Genomic DNA, 17,721 nt, shown 5'->3' with positions numbered 1-17,721 from the left:
TTTGCGAGCACCATCTTATCCGAACGCCGGCTCCCACTTCTTGCTACGCCGGCCTTCGGTTCGGGATCATGATCATGCTCTAAATGGGCAGATCGCCTCAATAACGCAACACCTGGCGCAGTATCTGCCCGCCGCGCTCGACGGTAAAGCGCCACCAGCGCGTGTCCTGCTGGGCAACCTGCGCCAGTGTCGCCGCGGTCTCGATGGTGGTGCCGTTCACCTCGCGCACGATGTCGCCCGGCTGGAAACCGAAATCGGCGGCCGGCGAATCGCGGCTGATATCGATGACGGTGACGCCCTTGAGATCGGTGCGAAGGCCAAGCCGCTGGGCAAGCCTGGGTGACAGTTCCGCCACCTTGGCGCCGGAAAAGGGACTGCGGCCACGCAAGGTGACCTCGCTAGGCTTGGCGCCTTCCGGCGCGCGCTCCAGCGGAATCTCCAACGTCGCCTGCTGCCCCTTGCTCAGCACGGCGAAGGTCGCCTTGGTGCCGATCGACAGCGTCGCCATGCGGTAGTCGAGCGCCTCGATGCTTTCGACCGGCGTGTTGTTGAGCGACAGGATGACGTCGCCAGGCTTCAGGCCGGCCTTGCCAGCAGGCCCGGTGGCGTCCACGGACGACACCAATGCGCCGGTGGGTTTCTCCATGCCGAGCGACTCTGCGATCTGCGGCGTCACCAGTTCGAATTCCGCTCCGATATAGGGACGCTCGAAGAAGTCGAGCCCGGCCTTGGCGGCGTCGGCGAAGGCGCGCACCATGTTCGAAGGAATGGCGAAGCCGATGCCGATCGAACCGCCGCTGCGGCTGTAGATGGCCGTGTTGATGCCGACCAGCTGGCCGCCCATGTTGATCAGGGCGCCGCCGGAGTTTCCGGGATTGATGGCGGCATCGGTCTGGATGAAATAGCCCGAATCCGAAACGCCGATATGGCTGCGGGCGAGCGCCGAGACAATGCCGCTGGTGGTGGTCTGGCCGACACCGAACGGATTGCCGATGGCGAGCACAAGGTCGCCGACCTCAAGCGCGTCGGAATCGCCGATGGCAATCACCGGAAACGGCTTGTCGGCCGAGATCTTGAGCACCGCGAGATCGAGTGTCTCGTCCTTGAGCATGACCTTTGAGGTGAACTCGCGCCCGTCGGCGGTCGCGACCTTCACCTCGTCAGCATCTTTGATGACGTGGAAGTTGGTGACGATCACGCCGCTCGGATCGACCAGCACGCCGGAACCCAGCGAGGACTGGGCGCGCGGCTGGGCACGGCCGAAGAACTCCTCGAAGAAGGGATCGCCTTCGAAAGGTGACGTCACCTTTGCGGTCTGCGAGGCATAGACATTCACGACGGCCGGCGCCGTCTGCTTGACCAGCGGCGCGAAGGAGAGCTGCACCTCCTCGCGGCCGAACGGCACGCGCTTGTCGGGGCCGGACGTGCCGTTCTCGCCTTCGACGCCATGCAACAGATCGGTCAGCACGTCGGAGAGGCCCGGATCGGCCGGCTTGGCGGCGTCCTCGGCAAAAGCCTGTCTTGCGGCCGGTGCCGCGGCGAAGACCGCCAGCGCGGCAACAAGAAACAGTCGTTTGAGGTGCATTCTCGAATCCCTCCAGATAGGGCGCCATTGTCTCGACGAATGTGCAGAATGAAAGGCTAATGCACACAAATGCGACACTTGTCGCGCAAAAGCTTGAGCCTGGGCGTGAAATTCCGCTCACCCGCTCAAACCTGCTCCAAATGCAAAAGGGGCCCGTAGGCCCCTCGAAGTCATTGACGAAACAGCGACCTCAGGCGGCCGCGGCTTCCTCGTTGGCGCCCTCAGCCTCTATGCGGGCGCGGTCGGCGGCGCCCTTGGCCGAGGTATCGCGATCGACGAATTCGATCACCGCCATCGCGGCGTTGTCGCCCTTGCGGAAGCCCGCCTTCATGATGCGCAGATAGCCGCCATTGCGGGTGGCGTAGCGCGGGGCGATGGTCTCGAACAGTCGCTTGACGACGCCTTCATTGCCGATCTGCGCGATCACCTGGCGGCGGGCGTGCAGGTCGCCGCGCTTGCCGAGCGTCACCAGCTTCTCGACGATCGGACGCAGGTCCTTCGCCTTCGGCAAGGTGGTGACGATCTGCTCGTGCTCGATCAGCGACACGGCGAGATTGGCGAACATCGACTTGCGGTGGCTGATGCTGCGGGCGAAACGACGGCCTTTGAAACCGTGGCGCATGGCTCTTTTCCTTCTTCAGTTGTTCAAGAGGCCACGGCCTCTGATGGTTTTCCGCATGACCGTCGGATCGAGCGGCTCTCGCCGCCGATCCTTGGAATTCATGCTCAATATTGGTCTTCGTAACGCTTGGCGAGGTCTTCGATGTTTTCCGGCGGCCAGTCCGGCACTTCCATGCCGAGATGGAGGCCCATGGCCGCCAGCACTTCCTTGATCTCGTTCAGCGACTTGCGGCCGAAGTTCGGGGTGCGCAGCATCTCGGCTTCGGTCTTCTGGATCAGGTCGCCGATATAGACGATGTTGTCGTTCTTCAGGCAGTTGGCCGAACGCACCGAAAGCTCGAGCTCGTCGACCTTCTTGAGCAGCGCCGGGTTGAAGGCGAGCTCGGTGACGGCCTCGGTGGCGACTTCCTTCTGCGGCTCGTCGAAGTTGACGAACAGGCCAAGCTGGTCCTGCAGGATGCGAGCGGCGAAAGCGACCGCGTCCTCGCCCGAAATCGAGCCGTTGGTCTCGATCGTCATGGTCAGCTTGTCATAGTCGAGAACCTGGCCCTCGCGGGTGTTCTCGACCTTGTAGGAGACCTTCTTGACCGGCGAATAGAGGCTGTCGACCGGGATCAGCCCGATCGGCGCGTCCTCGGCGCGGTTGCGCTCGGCCGGCACATAGCCCTTGCCGGTGTCGACGGTGAACTCCATGCGGATCTCGGCGCCCTCGTCCAGCGTGCAGATCACGTGGTCGGGGTTGAGGATCTCGACGTCGCCGACCGTCTGGATGTCGCCGGCGAGCACGGCGCCCGGGCCCTGCTTGCGCACGACCATGCGCTTGGGGCCATCGCCTTCCATGCGGATGGCGATTTCCTTGATGTTGAGCACGATGTCGGTCACGTCCTCGCGCACGCCGGCGATGGACGAGAATTCGTGCAGCACGCCGTCGATCTGCACGGCGGTGACAGCCGCGCCGCGCAGCGAAGACAGAAGCACACGCCGCAGCGCGTTGCCCAGCGTCAGGCCAAAGCCGCGTTCGAGCGGCTCGGCCACCAGCGTGGTCAGCGTCTTCTTCTTCGACGAGAACTCGATCTTGTTCGGCTTGATCAGTTCCTGCCAGTTTTTCTGGATCATAAAAGTTTTCCTTCCTTTGCCCCGCCACCATCCAATCGTGGCGGGCGACACGGAAAACCGCGGAGGAACGCCTTGGCGTTCGCGCGGCGTTTAAAAATCAGACGCGGCGCTTCTTGCGCGGGCGGCAGCCATTGTGCGGGATCGGCGTCACGTCACGGATCGAGGTGATGGTGAAGCCCGCCGCCTGCAGCGCGCGGAGCGCCGATTCACGACCGGAGCCGGGTCCGCAGACCTCGACCTCGAGCATGCGCATGCCGTGTTCCTGCGCCTTCTTGGCGACGTCCTCGGCAGCCATCTGCGCTGCGAACGGGGTCGACTTGCGCGAACCCTTGAAACCCTGGGCTCCGGCCGACGACCAGGCGATCGAATTGCCCTGCGCGTCGGTGATGGTGATCATGGTGTTGTTGAAGGTCGAATTGACGTGGGCAACGCCCGACGAAATGTTCTTGCGTTCGCGACGGCGAACACGAGCGGCTTCCTTGGCCATGGTATTCCTTTCAGTTGATCTCTACACCGCCGTAATGCCAGCGGCTCCACCTTGGAAAAGCGAGTAGTGAGTAGGGAATACCGAATAGGGTCCCCTACTCGCTAACCGCTACTCGCTATTCGCTCAATTACTTCTTCTTGCCGGCGATCGCCTTGGCCGGACCCTTGCGGGTGCGGGCGTTAGTATGCGTGCGCTGGCCGCGGACCGGCAGCGAGCGACGGTGACGTAGACCGCGGTAGCAGCCGAGGTCCATGAGCCGCTTGATGTTCATCGAGACTTCGCGGCGCAGGTCGCCTTCGACCTGGTAGTCGCGGTCGATCGTCTCGCGAATCTGCAGCACTTCCGCGTCGGTCAGCTGGTTGACGCGGCGGTCCGCCGGGATGCCGACCTTGTCGACGATCTCCTGGGCAAACTTCTTGCCGATGCCGTGAATGTACTGAAGCGCGATGACGACGCGCTTGTTGGTCGGAATGTTGACGCCGGCTATACGAGCCATTTTCTTCTCTTTCTCCATTTGGGCCGGACGAGCCGGCGCTGTCGAAGTTGCCCCGCGTCCGGTGGAGGCCGGCCCTTGCGGGAGTTTCCTGGTTCAAAGCGGATGCCTTGCCCGCAAGGGCAAGCAAAGTCCATGCCTGATAGGAAGACGGGCCGCCATACCCCAACGGCCCACTCCAGTCAAGCGCAATCGTTAATTGTCGCCAAGCGCTATCTTTAGTTGTCGGCCCGGCCTACTTCACCGCGGCCGCGAGCACCTTGCCGATCTCAGCGGTCACGGCATCGATACTGGCCATGCCGTCGACGGTCTTGAGCTTGCCCTTGGCGTAGTAGTAGCCGGTCAGCGGCGCCGTCTTCTTGTAGTATTCGCGCAGGCGTTCCTCGAACACCTCCGGGTTGTCGTCCTTGCGCACCGGCTGGCCGGCGGCCTTGGCCTCTTCGGCGCGTTTGACGATTCGGCCAACCAGCGCCTTATCGTCGACGACGAGCTCTATGACGGTGTCGAGCGCTATGCCGCGTTCGGCAAGCATGGCCTCGACCGCGTCGGCCTGGACCAGCGTGCGCGGATAGCCGTCGAGGATGAATCCCTTGGCGCAATCCGGCTGATCGATACGCTCGGCGACGATGGCGTTGACGATCGCATCCGAGACCAGCTCACCGGCATCCATCACCGCCTTGGCACGCTTGCCGACCTCGGTTCCGGCCTGGACGGCGGCACGCAGCATGTCACCCGTCGAGAGCTGGGGGATGCCGTGTTTTTCAACCAGTCTTTGTGCTTGTGTCCCCTTGCCCGCTCCTGGCGGCCCAAGCAAAATCAGCCTCATCTGCTCCTCTTCCCCCCGCGCAACTTCGACTTCTTGATCAGGCCCTCATACTGGTGCGCGATCAGGTGACCCTGAATCTGCGCCACCGTATCGAGCGTGACACTGACCACGATCAGAAGCGATGTGCCACCGAGGTAGAAAGGTACGCCAGTCGCCGAAATCAGGAACTCCGGCAGCAGACAGACCAGCACCAGGTAAATGGCGCCGATGACGGTAATGCGCGTCAGAACATAGTCGATATAGTCGGCGGTGCGCTCGCCCGGCCGATAGCCCGGGATGAAGCCGGAGTGCTTCTTGAGCTGGTCGGCCGTGTCCTTCGGATTGAAGACGATCGCCGTGTAGAAGAAGGCGAAGAAGACGATCATGCCCGCATAGAAGATCATGTAGAGCGGCTGGCCGTGGCCGAGCGAGGCGAGGATCGTGCTTGCCCAGGCCGGCAGGTTGGTCGCCTGCGAGAAGCCCGCCACGGTGGCCGGCAGAAGCAGCAGCGAGGACGCGAAGATCGGCGGGATGACGCCGGAGGTGTTGAGCTTCAGCGGCAAATGCGAGGTATCGCCCTGGAACATGCGATTGCCGACCTGGCGCTTCGGATACTGGATGAGCAGGCGCCGCTGCGCGCGTTCGAAGAAGACGATGAGCGCAATGACGATGATGGCCAGCACGATGATCGCGAGGATGAGGCCCGTCGACAGCGCGCCGGTACGGCCGAGTTCCAGCGTGCCGGAGATCGCGCGCGGCAGGCCCGCGACGATGCCGGAGAAGATGATCAGCGAAATGCCGTTGCCGATGCCGCGCGCGGTGATCTGCTCGCCGAGCCACATCAGGAACATGGTGCCGCCGACGAGCGTGACGACCGTCGAGATGCGGAAGAACATGCCGGGATCGTTGACGATGCCGTTGCCGCCCTCGAGGCCGATCGAAATGCCGTAGGCCTGGATCAGCGCCAGGAGCACGGTGCCGTAGCGCGTGTACTGGTTGATGATCTTGCGGCCCTGCTCGCCTTCCTTCTTCAGCGTTTCCAGCGACGGGATGACCGAGGTCATCAGCTGCATGATGATGGAGGCGGAGATGTAGGGCATGATGCCCAGCGCGAAGATCGCCATGCGCTGCACGGCGCCGCCGGCGAACATGTTGAACATGCCGAGCACGCCCTTGCTCTGCGAGGAGAAGGCCTGGGCGAAAGCATCGGGGTTGATGCCGGGAAGCGGGATATAAGTGCCGAGGCGGTAGACGAGCAGCGCGCCGATGGTGAACCAGATGCGCTTCTTGAGATCCTCGGCCTTGGCGAAGGCCGCGAAATTCAGATTGGAGGCTAGTTGTTCAGCAGCCGAGGCCATGCCTGATTCTCCGCTAGAGCACGATGCCGAAAAATGTGGAGCGGTTTTCGGACGACATCATGCTCTACTTCTTTGATTTCTACGTCGCGCTCGATGCCGCAGCTCAGGCGGCGCGTGTCACCGAAGCTCACGAGATAAGCTCGGGACCGTAAACATGCAAGCGGCCGCGTTGACGCGGCCGCCCAATTCATCCGGTCAAAGCGCGGTTCGACGGAATATGCGAAGTCATCCCGGTCGGCCGCGCTTCAAATCGCCGTTACTCGGCGGCGGCCGCTTCCGGCAGCTTCACCGAACCGCCGGCCTTCTCGATCTTCTCGATCGCGGCCTTGGAGGCGCCGGCGACGTCGAAGGAGAGCTTGGCCTTGAGTTCGCCATCGGAGAGCACGCGCACGCCGTCCTTGGCGCGGCGGATGACGCCGGCGGCAACCAGGGCCTCGGCCGTCACGGTCGCCTTGGCGTCGAGCTTCTTGGCGTCGACAGCAGCCTGGATGCGGGCCAGCGACACGACCGTGAAGCTCTTGGCGAAGATGTTGTTGAAGCCACGCTTCGGCAGGCGCCGGTAGAGCGGCATCTGGCCACCCTCGAAGCCGTTGATGGCAACGCCAGAGCGGGCCTTCTGGCCCTTGACGCCGCGACCGGCGGTCTTGCCCGAGCCGGAACCGATGCCGCGGCCGAGACGCTTCTTGGAGTGCGTCGCGCCGTCCTTGTCACGCAGATCGTTGAGTTTCATGTTTCTTCTCCTGCCCTTCCGTTCAGGCCTCGTCCACGACGCGGACGAGGTGCTGGACGGCGGCGATCATGCCGCGCACCGAAGGAGTATCTTCCAGCGTGCGCCGCTTGTGCATCTTGTTCAGGCCGAGGCCGACCAGCGTCGCGCGCTGCTCCTTCGGCCGGCGGATCGGGGAGCCGATCTGCTCGACGGTGATGGTCTTGGTAGCTTTCTTGGCCATGGTCGAAATCCCTGGTCAGCGTCGACTATTCTTCAGCCGCAACGGCGGTGCCGCGGCGGGCCTGAAGGGTCGAGTACTTGATGCCGCGCGCGGCAGCCACATCCTTCGGATGCATCTGGCTCTTCAGCGCGTCGAAGGTGGCGCGAACCATGTTGTAGGGGTTCGACGAACCCATCGACTTGGCGACCACGTCATGCATGCCGAGCGTCTCGAAGACGGCGCGCATCGGACCGCCGGCGATGATGCCGGTACCCTGCTTGGCGGCGCGCAGCAGAACGCGTCCGGCGCCCCAGCGGCCCTCGACGTCATGATGCAGCGTGCGGCCCGAGCGCAGCGGCACGAAGATCATGTCGCGCTTGGCCGATTCGGTCGCCTTGCGGATCGCCTCCGGCACTTCGCGTGCTTTGCCGTGGCCGAAGCCGACGCGGCCCTTCTGGTCGCCGACGACGACGAGAGCGGCAAAACCGAAACGACGGCCGCCCTTCACCACCTTGGCGACGCGGTTGATGTGGACGAGCTTGTCCACCATGCCGTCGTCACGCTCTTCGCGCTCGCGGCCGCGGCCGCCTTCTCTACGTTCCTGTGCCATATCCTGTTCCTTGTTCTTTTCCGGAAGCACGGGTTGCTAATTACTGACGCCGCCTTTGGGTCGTCAGCGGCGAAAAATCAGAAGCTGAGACCGCCTTCGCGGGCAGCCTCGGCCAGCGCCTTGACGCGGCCGTGATAGATGTACGGGCCGCGGTCGAAGACGACTTCCTTGACGCCGGCCTTGGCGGCACGCTCGGCGATCAGCTTGCCGACAGCGGCCGCGGCTGCGGTGTCGGCGCCGGTCTTGAGCGAACCCTTGAGGTCCTTCTCCAGCGTCGAGGCGGCGGCCAGCGTGTGGCCGTTGGCGTCGTCGATCACCTGGACGTAGATGTTCTTCGAGGTGCGGTGCACCGAAAGCCTCGGACGCTCGCCGGCGACCTTCTTCAGCTGGCGGCGCACGCGCTGCGCGCGGCGCTGGATGGTTTCTTTGGGGCTTGCCATAATGTCAGTTCCTTGCCTTCAGAAAACGGGGGCAACCCTGTGCGGTAGGCCAAGCCTCCCGCGGCCGCTCCCCGCGGCGTTACACTTCTGCGGCTTGGCCCTTTTCGAAAAGTCTGCAACTTCTCGGGGCCAGGCCTATTACTTCTTCTTGCCTTCCTTGCGCACGATGCGCTCGTCGGCATAGCGCACGCCCTTGCCCTTATAGGGCTCGGGACCGCGATATTCGCGGATCTCGGCTGCGACCTGGCCGACCTGTTGCTTGTCGATGCCGGAGACCGTGATTTCGGTCGGCTTCGGCACCGTGATGGTGATGCCCTGCGGCGTCTGATAGACCACGTCGTGGCTGAAGCCGAGCGCCAGCTGCAGGTTCTTGCCCTGCAACGCCGCGCGATAGCCGACGCCGGTGATCTCGAGCTTCTTCTCGAAGCCGTCCTTCACGCCCTGCAGGATGTTGACGATCTGCGTGCGCGACATGCCCCACTTCGAGCGGGCGGTCTTGGTCTGGTCGCGCGGCTCGACGGAGATCTCGTTGTTCTCCATCTTCACCAGCACTTCGTCGTTCACCACGAACTTCAGCTCGCCCTTGGGGCCCTTCGCCGTCACGGTCTGGCCGTTGACGGACGCGGTCACGCCTTGCGGCAGCGAAACGGGTTTCTTTCCGATACGAGACATTTTGTTGTCCTCGTCACTTCTTTCGTTTCAGGTTCCAGTTCCCGGGCGCGATCCCGAGAACCGAAGCCCATTCATCAATCTCTTGGCCGATCAGAAGATCTGGCAGAGGATTTCGCCGCCGACATTCTGCTCGCGCGCTTCATGGTCGGCCATGACGCCCTTCGGCGTCGAAAGGATGGCGATGCCCAGGCCGTTGGCGACGTGCGGGATCGACTTGGCCGAGACATAGACGCGACGGCCAGGCTTCGAGACGCGCTCGATCTCGCGCACAACCGGGGCGCCGTCGAAATATTTCAGCTCGATCTCGATTTCCGACTTGCCGTTTTCGAAGTCCGTCTGGCTGTAGTCGCGGATATAGCCTTCCGACTTCAGCACTTCGAGGACGCGGGCACGCAGACGCGAGGCCGGGGTCGAAACGCTCGACTTCTTGCGGCCATAGGCGTTGCGGATGCGGGTCAGCATATCGCCGAGAGGATCGCTCAATGACATCTCAGTGTCTCCTTACCAGCTCGACTTGACGAGGCCCGGGATCTGGCCGGTATTGCCCAGATCGCGAAGCGCGATACGCGAAAGCTTCAGCTTGCGATAGTAGGCGCGCGGACGGCCCGTCACCTCGCAGCGATTGCGGATGCGGATCTTGGCCGAGTTGCGCGGCAGCGCCGAAAGCTTCAACTGGGCGCGGAAACGCTCTTCCATCGGCTTGGACTGATCCATGATGATGGCCTTGAGCGCCGTGCGCTTGGCGGCGTACTGGTCGGCGAGCTTGCGGCGCCGGTTGTTCTTCTCGACTGAGCTGGTCTTTGCCATTTCAGATGTTTCCTTTTTCGCTGCCGTTACTGGCGGAAGGGGAAGTTGAAGGCCTTGAGCAGCGCTCTTGCCTCGTCGTCCGTCTTCGCCGTCGTACAAACGATGACGTCCATGCCCCAGACCTGATCAACCTTGTCGTAGTTGATCTCCGGGAACACGATGTGTTCCTTGATGCCCATGGCGTAGTTGCCACGGCCGTCAAAGCTCTTCGGGTTCAGTCCGCGGAAGTCGCGAACGCGCGGCAGCGCGATGTTCACGAGGCGGTCGAGGAACTCGTACATGCGTTCCTTACGCAGCGTGACCTTGGCGCCGATCGGCATGTTCTCGCGCACCTTGAAGCCGGCAATCGAGTTGCGGGCGCGGGTGACGACGGCCTTCTGGCCGGCTATCAGCGCGAGATCCTCGGCCGCGACCGAGGGCTTCTTGGAGTCTGCGGTTGCTTCGCCGACACCCATGTTCAGCACGATCTTGTCGATGCGCGGAACCTGCATGTCATTGTCGTAGCCGAACTGCTCCTGCATCGCCTTGCGGATGGTCTCGTTGTAGACCTTCTTGAGGCGCGGCTCGTTCTTGGCAGTTGCCTGCTTGGTTTCAGCCTTAGCCATTGATGACTTCTCCCGAACGCTTGGCGACGCGCACCTTCTTGCCATCCTTCTGGATGGTGAAGCCGACGCGGGTCGGCTTGCCGTCCTTGGGGTCGGCCAGCGCGATATTCGACAGGTGGATCGGCGCTTCCTTGGTGATGATCCCGGCCTCTTGCGACTGGGTCTGCTTCTGGTGACGGCGAATGAGGTTCACGCCGCGGACGACCGCGGTGTCTTCCTTCGGCTGCACCGACAGGACTTCGCCCGAACGGCCCTTGTCCTTGCCGGCAAGCACGACGACCTTGTCGCCTTTTTTGATCTTTTGCATTGGTCCGGCTCCTTACAGCACTTCAGGCGCGAGCGAGATGATCTTCATGTGGTTCTTGGCGCGCAATTCGCGCGGAACCGGTCCGAAGATACGGGTGCCGATCGGCTCTTTCTTATTGTCGACGAGAACGGCCGCGTTCTTGTCGAAACGGATCACGCTGCCGTCCGGGCGGCGGATGTCCTTGGCCGTGCGAACCACGACCGCCTTCATCACATCGCCCTTCTTAACGCGGCCGCGCGGAATGGCTTCCTTGATCGACACCACGATGATGTCGCCGACGGAGGCATATTTCCGCTTCGAGCCGCCCAGCACCTTGATGCACATGACACGACGGGCGCCGGAATTATCCGCGACGTCGAGGTTTGTTTGCATCTGAATCATGACTGGCCGCCTTCTTCTTTTCTAACGGGACGGGTTCTTCACCCCTCCCCGGTCTGTCCAAAATTCGGTTCGTTCGCCCGGATCAAGCCTGATCCGAAGAGACGACAACCCAGCGCTTGTCCTTGGAAATCGGCTTCGATTCCTGGATGAACACCTGGTCGCCGACCTTGTGGGCGTTGTTCTCGTCGTGCGCCTTGTACTTCTTGGTCATGCGCACGGTCTTCTTCATCACGGGATGCGTGAAGCGACGCTCGACCTTGACCACGACCGTCTTCTCGTTCTTGTCGCTGACGACGGTGCCCTGCAGGATGCGCTTTGGCATGGTCTTAACCCTTCTTGGCCGCGGCTTTTTCCGCGGCGATGGTCTTGATGCGCGCGATGTCCTTGCGGACCTGCTTCACGCGCGCGGTCTTTTCGAGCTGGCCGGTGGCCTTCTGGAAGCGCAGGTTGAACTGCTCCTTCTTGAGAGCGGCCAGGTCGTCGGTCAGCTGATCCTGGGTCTTGGTCCGGATGTCTTCGGCTTTCATGATCGCCTGTCCTTATTCTGCGATGCGCTGCACGAAGCGCGTCTTGACCGAGAGCTTGGCGGCGCCGAGACGCAGCGCTTCACGAGCGGTCTCCTCGCTGACGCCGTCGATCTCGAACATGATACGGCCGGGCTTGACGCGCGCCGCCCAGTAGTCGACGGCGCCCTTGCCCTTACCCATGCGGACTTCGGTCGGCTTCGAGGTGACCGGCAGGTCCGGGAACACCCGGATCCAGACGCGGCCGGCGCGCTTCATCTCGCGGGTGATCGCGCGGCGGGCCGCCTCGATCTCGCGCGCGGTGACGCGGTTCGGCTCAAGCGCCTTCAGCCCGAAACCGCCGAAATCCAGATTGGTGCCGCCCTTGGCGGCACCGTGGATACGGCCCTTGAACTGCTTGCGGAACTTTGTGCGCTTTGGCTGCAGCATCGTTCTAACTCCAAATTCTCAAATGTCTCAGGCGTTCTCGCGACGGCGGCCGCGTTCGCGCTCACCGCCAGCACCGCCGCCGCCATGCGCGGCATCGCCTTCGGTTGCACGGCGCTCGGAAGCCATCGGGTCATGCTCGAGGATCTCGCCCTTGAACACCCACACCTTGACGCCGCAGATGCCGTAGGCCGTGTTCGCCTCGGCCGTGCCGTAGTCGACGTCGGCGCGCAGCGTATGCAGCGGCACGCGGCCTTCGCGGTACCACTCCATGCGCGCGATCTCGGCGCCGCCGAGACGGCCGGAGCAGTTGATGCGGATGCCTTCGGCGCCGAGACGCATGGCCGACTGAACGGCACGCTTCATGGCGCGGCGGAACGCGATGCGGCGCTCGAGCTGCTGGGCGATCGACTGGGCGACCAGCGTGGCGTCGATTTCCGGCTTGCGCACTTCAACGATGTTGAGGTGCGTTTCGGACTTCGTCATCTCGGTCAGCTTCTTGCGAAGCTTCTCGATGTCGGCGCCCTTCTTGCCGATGATGAGGCCCGGACGCGCGGCGTGGATGGTGACGCGGCACTTCTTGTGCGGGCGCTCGATCACGACTTTCGAAATCGCGGCCTGCTTGAGTTCCTTCTCGAGATACTTGCGGATCTTGAGATCTTCGTGCAGCAGCTGGCCGTATTCGCCCGTGTTCGCGAACCAGCGCGAATCCCAGGTACGGTTGATGCCGAGACGCAGCCCGATCGGATTGACTTTCTGGCCCATTATGCGGCCTCCCCTTTTTCCTCGACTTCACGAACGACGATCGTGAGGTGCGAGAACGGCTTTTCGATACGGCTGGCGCGGCCGCGGCCACGAGCGTGGAAACGCTTCATGACGATCGACTTGCCGACATAGGCTTCCGCCACGATCAGAGCGTCGACGTCGAGGTCGTGATTGTTTTCCGCATTGGCGATCGCCGACTCCAGCGTCTTCTTGACCGTGCCGGAAATCCGCTTGGCCGAGAATTCGAGGTCGGAAAGCGCTGTCGCGACCTTCTTGCCGCGGATCAGCGCGGCAACCAGGTTGAGCTTCTGCGGGCTGATGCGGATCGTGCGCAGAACGGCACGCGCCTCGTTATCAGCAAGCCTGCGCGGAGCTTTGGCCTTGCCCATGATTATTTCCTCTTCGCCTTCTTATCCGCGCCGTGACCGTAATAGGTCCGGGTCGGAGCGAATTCACCGAACTTGTGGCCGACCATGTCCTCGTTCACCGAGACGGGAACGTGCTTCTGGCCGTTGTAGACACCGAAGGTGAAGCCGACGAACTGCGGCAGGATGGTGGAGCGACGGCTCCACATCTTGATCACCTCATTGCGACCACCTTCACGAACCTTGTCCACCTTCTTGAGAAGGTAGCCATCGATAAAGGGGCCTTTCCAAATCGAACGAGTCACTTGGCGTTACCTCTTCTTAGCTCTTGCGCTGATGACGCGAGCGCAGGATGAACTTGTCGGTCGCCTTGTTGGACCGCGTCTTCTTACCCTTGGTCGGCTTGCCCCAAGGCGAAACCGGATGACGGCCACCCGAGGTGCGGCCTTCGCCGCCGCCATGCGGATGGTCGACCGGGTTCATGGCCACGCCGCGATTGTGCGGGCGCTTGCCGCGCCACACGGTGCGACCGGCCTTGCCGTCGTTGATGTTGCCGTGGTCGGGGTTCGACACGGCACCGACGGTGGCCATGCAAGAGCCGTGCACGACACGCTGCTCGCCCGAGTTGAGGCGCAGGATCGCCATGCCCTGGTCGCGGCCAACGAGCTGGGCGTAACCGCCAGCCGAACGGGCGACCTGACCGCCCTTGCCCGGCTTCAGCTCGATGTTGTGGACGATCGTGCCGACCGGCATCGAGGCCAGCGGCATCGCGTTGCCCGGCTTCACGTCGACCGCTTCGCCGGCCACGATCTTGTCGCCGGCAGCAAGACGCTGCGGGGCCAGGATGTAGGACAGCTCGCCGTCGTCATACTTGATCAGTGCGATGAAGGCGGTGCGGTTCGGATCGTATTCGATACGCTCGACCGTGCCGACGACGTCGTATTTCTTACGCTTGAAGTCGATGATGCGGTACGAACGCTTGTGGCCGCCACCGATGAAGCGGGCCGTGATGCGGCCGTAGTTGTTGCGGCCGCCCGACTTGGTCAGGCCTTCGGTCAGGCCCTTGATGGGCTTGCCCTTGTAGAGGCCCGAGCGGTCGACGATGACCAGCTGGCGGGTGCTCGGCGTTACCGGGTTGAATTTCTTAAGTGCCATTGTCCTGTCCTCGCGGCCTTGCTCAGAGACCCGTCGCGACGTCGATCGACTGGCCGTCGGCCAGCGTCACAACCGCCTTCTTGACGTCGCCCTGGCGGCCAACGGTGCCGCGGAAGCGCTTGATCTTGCCCTTGCGGACGAGCGTGTTCACAGCCGTCACCTTGACGCCGAAGAGAGCCTCCACGGCAGCCTTGATTTCCGGCTTCGACGCCTTCTTGGCGACGTTGAAGACGACCTGGTTCTGCTCGGAAGCCATGGTCGACTTTTCGGTGATCGCCGGCGAGACGATCACGTCGTAGTGACGGAGGTCGGTCATTTAAAGCGCTCCTCGAGAGCCTCGACGGCGGCCTTTGAAAGGACCAGCGTGCCGCGGCGCAGAATGTCGTAGACATTGATGCCCTGGATGGGCAGCACGTCGATGTTCGGAATGTTGGTCGCGGCCAGCTTGAAGTTCTGGTCAAGCTCGGCGCCACCGATGACCAGGGCGTTGGTCAGCCCCAGCGTCTCGAAATTCGCCACCAGCGCCTTGGTCTTGGCTTCGGTGAGCTTCAGCTCGTCGACGATGATCAGCGAAGCGCTCTTGGCCTTGGCCGAGAGAGCGTGCTTGAGGCCAAGCGCACGGACCTTCTTCGGCAGCTCGTGCTCATGGCTGCGAACGACCGGGCCGTGTGCCTTGCCGCCGCCGCGGAACTGCGGAGCGCGGGCCGAGTGGTGACGGGCGCGGCCCGTACCCTTCTGCTTGTACATCTTGGCGCCGGTGCGCGCGATTTCGGCGCGGCCCTTGGCCTTGTGCGTGCCCTGCTGCTTCTTGGCGAGCTGCCAGCGCACGACGCGCTGCAGGATGTCCTCGCGCGGGTCAAGGCCGAAAATCTCCTCGGAGAGTTCCACCTTGCCGGCGTCCTTGCCGCCCAGCGTTGTGATCTTGAGATCCATTATTCGGCTCCCTCAGTGGCCGGGGCTTCGTTCTTGGCGGCAGCGGCGCGGATCGCGGCCGGCTTCGGCGCATTGGCCGGCAGCGCAACCTTGGCGGCGTCGCGAACCAGGATCCAGGCGCCCTTGACGCCGGGAACCGCGCCGCGGATCAGGATCAGGCCGCGATCGGCGTCGGTCGAAACGACCTCGACATTCTGCGTGGTGACGCGGGTGTCGCCCATGTGGCCGGCCATCTTCTTGCCCTTGAACACCTTGCCGGGGTCCTGGCGCTGGCCGGTCGAGCCGTGCGTGCGGTGCGAGACCGAGTTACCGTGCGTGGCGCGGCCACCGCCCATGTGGTGCCGCTTGATCACGCCCTGAAAACCCTTACCGGTCGAGGTGCCGGTGACGTCCACCTTCTGGCCGGCGACGAAATGCTCGACGGTCAGCTCGGCGCCGACGTCGATCATGTTGTCGGCGGAGACGCGAAACTCGGCGACCTTGGCCTTCGGCTCGACGGAAGCGGCGGCGAAATGGCCGCGCATCGCCTTCGACGTGTTCTTCACCTTGGCAAGGCCAACGCCGAGTTGGACGGCGGTGTAGCCGTTCTTCTCCTGCGTGCGCTGGGCCACGACCTGGCAGTTCTCCATCTGGAGAACGGTGACGGGAACGTGTTCGCCGGCATCGTTATAGATGCGGGTCATTCCCACCTTCTTTGCAATCACACCTGAACGCATCGGTTCAATTCCTTTAGAGTTCCGGGCCAGGGGCACCGCCCCTTACCGCTCTCTCATTCCCTTAGAGCTTGATCTCGACGTCGACACCGGCGGCCAGATCGAGCTTCATCAAAGCATCGACCGTCTGCGGGGTCGGATCGACGATGTCGAGCAGCCGCTTGTGCGTGCGCATCTCGAACTGTTCGCGGCTCTTCTTGTCGACGTGGGGCGACCGGTTGACCGTGAATTTTTCGATCCGCGTCGGCAGCGGGATTGGGCCGCGGACGTTGGCGCCGGTGCGCTTGGCGGTCGACACGATTTCGCGCGTCGAGGCGTCGAGCACCCGGTGGTCAAACGCCTTAAGGCGGATGCGGATATTCTGTCCGTTCATGCGTCAATTCCTTGTTCTGGCGCGGCGCGGGCAGCTCCCGCGCCCGCGACAGATCGGTTTCAGTCCAAATTACTCTTTGATGGTGACGACGATGCCGGCACCGACGGTGCGGCCGCCTTCGCGGATGGCGAAGCGCAGCTTCTCTTCCATCGCGATCGGCACGATCAGCTCGACGTCGACGGTGATGTTGTCGCCGGGCATCACCATCTCGGTGCCGGCCGGCAGCGTCACGATGCCCGTCACGTCCGTCGTGCGGAAGTAGAACTGCGGACGGTAGTTGGTGAAGAACGGCGTGTGACGGCCGCCCTCGTCCTTGGTCAGGATGTAGGCTTCGGCCACGAACTTCTTGTGCGGCTTGACCGTGCCGGGCTTGGCCAGAACCTGGCCGCGCTCCACGCCTTCACGGTCGACGCCGCGCAGCAGCGCGCCGATGTTGTCGCCGGCCTGGCCCTGGTCGAGCAGCTTGCGGAACATCTCAACGCCCGTGCAGGTCGTCTTGGTGGTCGGACGGATGCCGACGATCTCCAGCTCCTCGCCGACCTTGACCACGCCGCGCTCGACGCGGCCGGTCACAACCGTGCCGCGGCCCGAGATCGAGAACACGTCCTCGATCGGCATCAGGAACGGCTTGTCCAGCGGACGAACCGGCGTCGGGATATAGGCGTCGACCTGCGCCATCAGCTCGCGGATGGCGTCCTCGCCGATGGTCTTGTTGGAATCTTCCAACGCAGCCAGCGCCGAACCCTTGACGATCGGAATGTCGTCGCCGGGGAACTCGTTCTTCGACAGAAGCTCGCGAACCTCGAGCTCGACCAGCTCCAGCAGCTCGGCGTCGTCGACCTGGTCGACCTTGTTCAGGAACACGACGATCGAAGGAACGCCGACCTGGCGGGCAAGCAGGATGTGCTCGCGGGTCTGCGGCATCGGGCCGTCGGCGGCCGAAACCACCAGGATCGCGCCGTCCATCTGCGCCGCACCCGTGATCATGTTCTTCACATAGTCGGCGTGGCCGGGGCAGTCGACATGGGCATAGTGACGGTTGGCCGTCTCATACTCGACATGCGCCGTCGAGATCGTGATGCCGCGCGCCTTCTCTTCAGGTGCCGCGTCAATCTGGTCATAGCGCTTGTATTCGCCAAAATACTTCGTGATCGCCGCCGTCAGCGACGTCTTGCCATGATCGACGTGACCGATCGTGCCAATGTTCACATGCGGCTTGGTGCGCTCGAATTTACCTTTTGCCATGTGATC

At 63.2% G+C, this 17,721-nt stretch carries 29 protein-coding genes; all 29 read right to left on the bottom strand.

The annotated features are described in order from the left end of the window. Positions 1-97: 97 nt before the first annotated feature. The 29 genes from LB538_RS13270 to tuf all read right to left on the bottom strand — a co-directional run bounded on the left by LB538_RS13270 (position 98) and on the right by tuf (position 17,715). On the bottom strand, positions 98-1,585 hold the full coding sequence (locus LB538_RS13270; protein WP_095765502.1) for a DegQ family serine endoprotease: 1,488 nt from the start codon (positions 1,583-1,585) through the stop codon (positions 98-100). 190 nt (positions 1,586-1,775) lie between these two features. Continuing rightward, positions 1,776-2,207, bottom strand: coding sequence for a 50S ribosomal protein L17 (gene rplQ / locus LB538_RS13265; protein WP_140544883.1), 432 nt, complete (start codon positions 2,205-2,207; stop codon positions 1,776-1,778). A gap of 104 nt (positions 2,208-2,311) precedes the next feature. Then, on the bottom strand, positions 2,312-3,322 hold the full coding sequence (locus LB538_RS13260; RefSeq protein WP_027170350.1) for a DNA-directed RNA polymerase subunit alpha: 1,011 nt from the start codon (positions 3,320-3,322) through the stop codon (positions 2,312-2,314). Positions 3,323-3,419: 97 nt separating this feature from the next. Next, positions 3,420-3,809 carry a 30S ribosomal protein S11 gene (gene rpsK, locus LB538_RS13255; protein WP_006205444.1) on the bottom strand — a complete coding sequence of 130 codons (390 nt, stop codon included), beginning with the start codon at positions 3,807-3,809 and terminating at the stop codon, positions 3,420-3,422. Between the two features lie 127 nt (positions 3,810-3,936). Further along, positions 3,937-4,305, bottom strand: coding sequence for a 30S ribosomal protein S13 (rpsM, locus tag LB538_RS13250; RefSeq protein ID WP_027170351.1), 369 nt, complete (start codon positions 4,303-4,305; stop codon positions 3,937-3,939). A gap of 232 nt (positions 4,306-4,537) precedes the next feature. Next, on the bottom strand, positions 4,538-5,128 hold the full coding sequence (locus tag LB538_RS13245; RefSeq protein WP_224530043.1) for an adenylate kinase: 591 nt from the start codon (positions 5,126-5,128) through the stop codon (positions 4,538-4,540). Further along, positions 5,125-6,465: a preprotein translocase subunit SecY gene (gene secY, locus LB538_RS13240; protein WP_140678320.1), complete on the bottom strand. Its 1,341-nt coding sequence runs from the start codon at positions 6,463-6,465 to the stop codon at positions 5,125-5,127. The genes LB538_RS13245 and secY overlap by 4 nt, the downstream gene beginning before the upstream one ends. A 256-nt stretch (positions 6,466-6,721) precedes the next feature. Further along, positions 6,722-7,195, bottom strand: a complete 474-nt coding sequence (rplO, locus tag LB538_RS13235) for a 50S ribosomal protein L15 (RefSeq protein WP_095765506.1) — start codon at positions 7,193-7,195, stop codon at positions 6,722-6,724. A gap of 22 nt (positions 7,196-7,217) precedes the next feature. Next, positions 7,218-7,415, bottom strand: coding sequence for a 50S ribosomal protein L30 (gene rpmD, locus LB538_RS13230; protein ID WP_027170355.1), 198 nt, complete (start codon positions 7,413-7,415; stop codon positions 7,218-7,220). 25 nt (positions 7,416-7,440) lie between these two features. Further along, the gene (rpsE, locus tag LB538_RS13225) at positions 7,441-8,004 is read right to left on the bottom strand and encodes a 30S ribosomal protein S5 (protein WP_032933400.1); all 564 of its coding nucleotides are present in this window, start codon (positions 8,002-8,004) and stop codon (positions 7,441-7,443) included. Positions 8,005-8,081: 77 nt separating this feature from the next. After that, positions 8,082-8,444 carry a 50S ribosomal protein L18 gene (rplR, locus tag LB538_RS13220; RefSeq protein ID WP_095765507.1) on the bottom strand — a complete coding sequence of 121 codons (363 nt, stop codon included), beginning with the start codon at positions 8,442-8,444 and terminating at the stop codon, positions 8,082-8,084. A gap of 138 nt (positions 8,445-8,582) precedes the next feature. Then, positions 8,583-9,116: a 50S ribosomal protein L6 gene (gene rplF, locus LB538_RS13215; protein WP_095765508.1), complete on the bottom strand. Its 534-nt coding sequence runs from the start codon at positions 9,114-9,116 to the stop codon at positions 8,583-8,585. A gap of 90 nt (positions 9,117-9,206) precedes the next feature. Further along, entirely contained in the window at positions 9,207-9,605 is a 399-nt protein-coding gene (gene rpsH / locus LB538_RS13210) for a 30S ribosomal protein S8 (protein ID WP_066989600.1), read from the bottom strand. Between the two features lie 12 nt (positions 9,606-9,617). Further along, positions 9,618-9,923 (bottom strand): 30S ribosomal protein S14, encoded by a 306-nt coding sequence (gene rpsN / locus LB538_RS13205; RefSeq protein WP_042642199.1) that lies wholly within the window; start codon positions 9,921-9,923, stop codon positions 9,618-9,620. Positions 9,924-9,949: 26 nt separating this feature from the next. Then, positions 9,950-10,528, bottom strand: a complete 579-nt coding sequence (gene rplE, locus LB538_RS13200) for a 50S ribosomal protein L5 (RefSeq protein WP_095765509.1) — start codon at positions 10,526-10,528, stop codon at positions 9,950-9,952. Then, positions 10,521-10,835, bottom strand: coding sequence for a 50S ribosomal protein L24 (rplX, locus tag LB538_RS13195; protein WP_095765510.1), 315 nt, complete (start codon positions 10,833-10,835; stop codon positions 10,521-10,523). The genes rplE and rplX overlap by 8 nt, the downstream gene beginning before the upstream one ends. 12 nt (positions 10,836-10,847) lie before the next feature. Continuing rightward, positions 10,848-11,216 (bottom strand): 50S ribosomal protein L14, encoded by a 369-nt coding sequence (gene rplN / locus LB538_RS13190; RefSeq protein WP_006205457.1) that lies wholly within the window; start codon positions 11,214-11,216, stop codon positions 10,848-10,850. An 82-nt stretch (positions 11,217-11,298) separates the two neighbouring features. Next, a complete protein-coding gene (gene rpsQ, locus LB538_RS13185) occupies positions 11,299-11,538 on the bottom strand; it encodes a 30S ribosomal protein S17 (protein ID WP_023675136.1) in 240 nt (79 codons plus the stop codon). Between the two features lie 4 nt (positions 11,539-11,542). Beyond that, positions 11,543-11,743, bottom strand: a complete 201-nt coding sequence (gene rpmC, locus LB538_RS13180) for a 50S ribosomal protein L29 (protein ID WP_042642190.1) — start codon at positions 11,741-11,743, stop codon at positions 11,543-11,545. Positions 11,744-11,755: 12 nt separating this feature from the next. Continuing rightward, a complete protein-coding gene (gene rplP, locus LB538_RS13175; protein ID WP_095765511.1) occupies positions 11,756-12,169 on the bottom strand; it encodes a 50S ribosomal protein L16 in 414 nt (137 codons plus the stop codon). A 27-nt stretch (positions 12,170-12,196) separates the two neighbouring features. Continuing rightward, a complete protein-coding gene (rpsC, locus tag LB538_RS13170) occupies positions 12,197-12,931 on the bottom strand; it encodes a 30S ribosomal protein S3 (RefSeq protein WP_095765512.1) in 735 nt (244 codons plus the stop codon). Beyond that, positions 12,931-13,320: a 50S ribosomal protein L22 gene (gene rplV / locus LB538_RS13165; protein WP_006205462.1), complete on the bottom strand. Its 390-nt coding sequence runs from the start codon at positions 13,318-13,320 to the stop codon at positions 12,931-12,933. Before rplV ends, rpsC begins: the two co-directional genes overlap by 1 nt. A 2-nt stretch (positions 13,321-13,322) precedes the next feature. Beyond that, entirely contained in the window at positions 13,323-13,601 is a 279-nt protein-coding gene (gene rpsS / locus LB538_RS13160) for a 30S ribosomal protein S19 (RefSeq protein WP_006205463.1), read from the bottom strand. A gap of 16 nt (positions 13,602-13,617) precedes the next feature. Continuing rightward, entirely contained in the window at positions 13,618-14,451 is an 834-nt protein-coding gene (gene rplB / locus LB538_RS13155; protein ID WP_095765513.1) for a 50S ribosomal protein L2, read from the bottom strand. A 22-nt stretch (positions 14,452-14,473) separates the two neighbouring features. Continuing rightward, entirely contained in the window at positions 14,474-14,767 is a 294-nt protein-coding gene (locus LB538_RS13150) for a 50S ribosomal protein L23 (RefSeq protein WP_040983033.1), read from the bottom strand. Further along, a complete protein-coding gene (rplD, locus tag LB538_RS13145) occupies positions 14,764-15,384 on the bottom strand; it encodes a 50S ribosomal protein L4 (protein WP_095765514.1) in 621 nt (206 codons plus the stop codon). The genes LB538_RS13150 and rplD overlap by 4 nt, the downstream gene beginning before the upstream one ends. Next, on the bottom strand, positions 15,384-16,100 hold the full coding sequence (gene rplC / locus LB538_RS13140) for a 50S ribosomal protein L3 (RefSeq protein ID WP_095765515.1): 717 nt from the start codon (positions 16,098-16,100) through the stop codon (positions 15,384-15,386). Before rplC ends, rplD begins: the two co-directional genes overlap by 1 nt. A 61-nt stretch (positions 16,101-16,161) precedes the next feature. Further along, entirely contained in the window at positions 16,162-16,470 is a 309-nt protein-coding gene (gene rpsJ / locus LB538_RS13135; protein WP_006205468.1) for a 30S ribosomal protein S10, read from the bottom strand. Between the two features lie 69 nt (positions 16,471-16,539). Next, positions 16,540-17,715 carry an elongation factor Tu gene (gene tuf / locus LB538_RS13130; protein WP_095765516.1) on the bottom strand — a complete coding sequence of 392 codons (1,176 nt, stop codon included), beginning with the start codon at positions 17,713-17,715 and terminating at the stop codon, positions 16,540-16,542. Positions 17,716-17,721 lie beyond the last annotated feature (6 nt).

The organism is Mesorhizobium sp. Ca11 (genome assembly GCF_020165275.1).
In the GTDB taxonomy this organism is placed as follows: Bacteria; Pseudomonadota; Alphaproteobacteria; order Rhizobiales; family Rhizobiaceae; genus Mesorhizobium.
The sequence above is the reverse complement of the archived record's forward strand: the minus strand, read 5'-3'. Positions and strand labels throughout refer to the sequence as shown.

Coding starts and splice junctions, on each gene's coding strand:
- LB538_RS13270 (WP_095765502.1), bottom strand. CDS start 1,585: ATGCACCTCAAACGACTGTTTCTTGTTGCCGCGCTGGCGGTCTTCGCC.
- rplQ (WP_140544883.1), bottom strand. CDS start 2,207: ATGCGCCACGGTTTCAAAGGCCGTCGTTTCGCCCGCAGCATCAGCCAC.
- LB538_RS13260 (WP_027170350.1), bottom strand. CDS start 3,322: ATGATCCAGAAAAACTGGCAGGAACTGATCAAGCCGAACAAGATCGAG.
- rpsK (WP_006205444.1), bottom strand. CDS start 3,809: ATGGCCAAGGAAGCCGCTCGTGTTCGCCGTCGCGAACGCAAGAACATT.
- rpsM (WP_027170351.1), bottom strand. CDS start 4,305: ATGGCTCGTATAGCCGGCGTCAACATTCCGACCAACAAGCGCGTCGTC.
- LB538_RS13245 (WP_224530043.1), bottom strand. CDS start 5,128: ATGAGGCTGATTTTGCTTGGGCCGCCAGGAGCGGGCAAGGGGACACAA.
- secY (WP_140678320.1), bottom strand. CDS start 6,465: ATGGCCTCGGCTGCTGAACAACTAGCCTCCAATCTGAATTTCGCGGCC.
- rplO (WP_095765506.1), bottom strand. CDS start 7,195: ATGAAACTCAACGATCTGCGTGACAAGGACGGCGCGACGCACTCCAAG.
- rpmD (WP_027170355.1), bottom strand. CDS start 7,415: ATGGCCAAGAAAGCTACCAAGACCATCACCGTCGAGCAGATCGGCTCC.
- rpsE (WP_032933400.1), bottom strand. CDS start 8,004: ATGGCACAGGAACGTAGAGAAGGCGGCCGCGGCCGCGAGCGCGAAGAG.
- rplR (WP_095765507.1), bottom strand. CDS start 8,444: ATGGCAAGCCCCAAAGAAACCATCCAGCGCCGCGCGCAGCGCGTGCGC.
- rplF (WP_095765508.1), bottom strand. CDS start 9,116: ATGTCTCGTATCGGAAAGAAACCCGTTTCGCTGCCGCAAGGCGTGACC.
- rpsH (WP_066989600.1), bottom strand. CDS start 9,605: ATGTCATTGAGCGATCCTCTCGGCGATATGCTGACCCGCATCCGCAAC.
- rpsN (WP_042642199.1), bottom strand. CDS start 9,923: ATGGCAAAGACCAGCTCAGTCGAGAAGAACAACCGGCGCCGCAAGCTC.
- rplE (WP_095765509.1), bottom strand. CDS start 10,528: ATGGCTAAGGCTGAAACCAAGCAGGCAACTGCCAAGAACGAGCCGCGC.
- rplX (WP_095765510.1), bottom strand. CDS start 10,835: ATGCAAAAGATCAAAAAAGGCGACAAGGTCGTCGTGCTTGCCGGCAAG.
- rplN (WP_006205457.1), bottom strand. CDS start 11,216: ATGATTCAGATGCAAACAAACCTCGACGTCGCGGATAATTCCGGCGCC.
- rpsQ (WP_023675136.1), bottom strand. CDS start 11,538: ATGCCAAAGCGCATCCTGCAGGGCACCGTCGTCAGCGACAAGAACGAG.
- rpmC (WP_042642190.1), bottom strand. CDS start 11,743: ATGAAAGCCGAAGACATCCGGACCAAGACCCAGGATCAGCTGACCGAC.
- rplP (WP_095765511.1), bottom strand. CDS start 12,169: ATGCTGCAGCCAAAGCGCACAAAGTTCCGCAAGCAGTTCAAGGGCCGT.
- rpsC (WP_095765512.1), bottom strand. CDS start 12,931: ATGGGCCAGAAAGTCAATCCGATCGGGCTGCGTCTCGGCATCAACCGT.
- rplV (WP_006205462.1), bottom strand. CDS start 13,320: ATGGGCAAGGCCAAAGCTCCGCGCAGGCTTGCTGATAACGAGGCGCGT.
- rplB (WP_095765513.1), bottom strand. CDS start 14,451: ATGGCACTTAAGAAATTCAACCCGGTAACGCCGAGCACCCGCCAGCTG.
- LB538_RS13150 (WP_040983033.1), bottom strand. CDS start 14,767: ATGACCGACCTCCGTCACTACGACGTGATCGTCTCGCCGGCGATCACC.
- rplD (WP_095765514.1), bottom strand. CDS start 15,384: ATGGATCTCAAGATCACAACGCTGGGCGGCAAGGACGCCGGCAAGGTG.
- rplC (WP_095765515.1), bottom strand. CDS start 16,100: ATGCGTTCAGGTGTGATTGCAAAGAAGGTGGGAATGACCCGCATCTAT.
- rpsJ (WP_006205468.1), bottom strand. CDS start 16,470: ATGAACGGACAGAATATCCGCATCCGCCTTAAGGCGTTTGACCACCGG.
- tuf (WP_095765516.1), bottom strand. CDS start 17,715: ATGGCAAAAGGTAAATTCGAGCGCACCAAGCCGCATGTGAACATTGGC.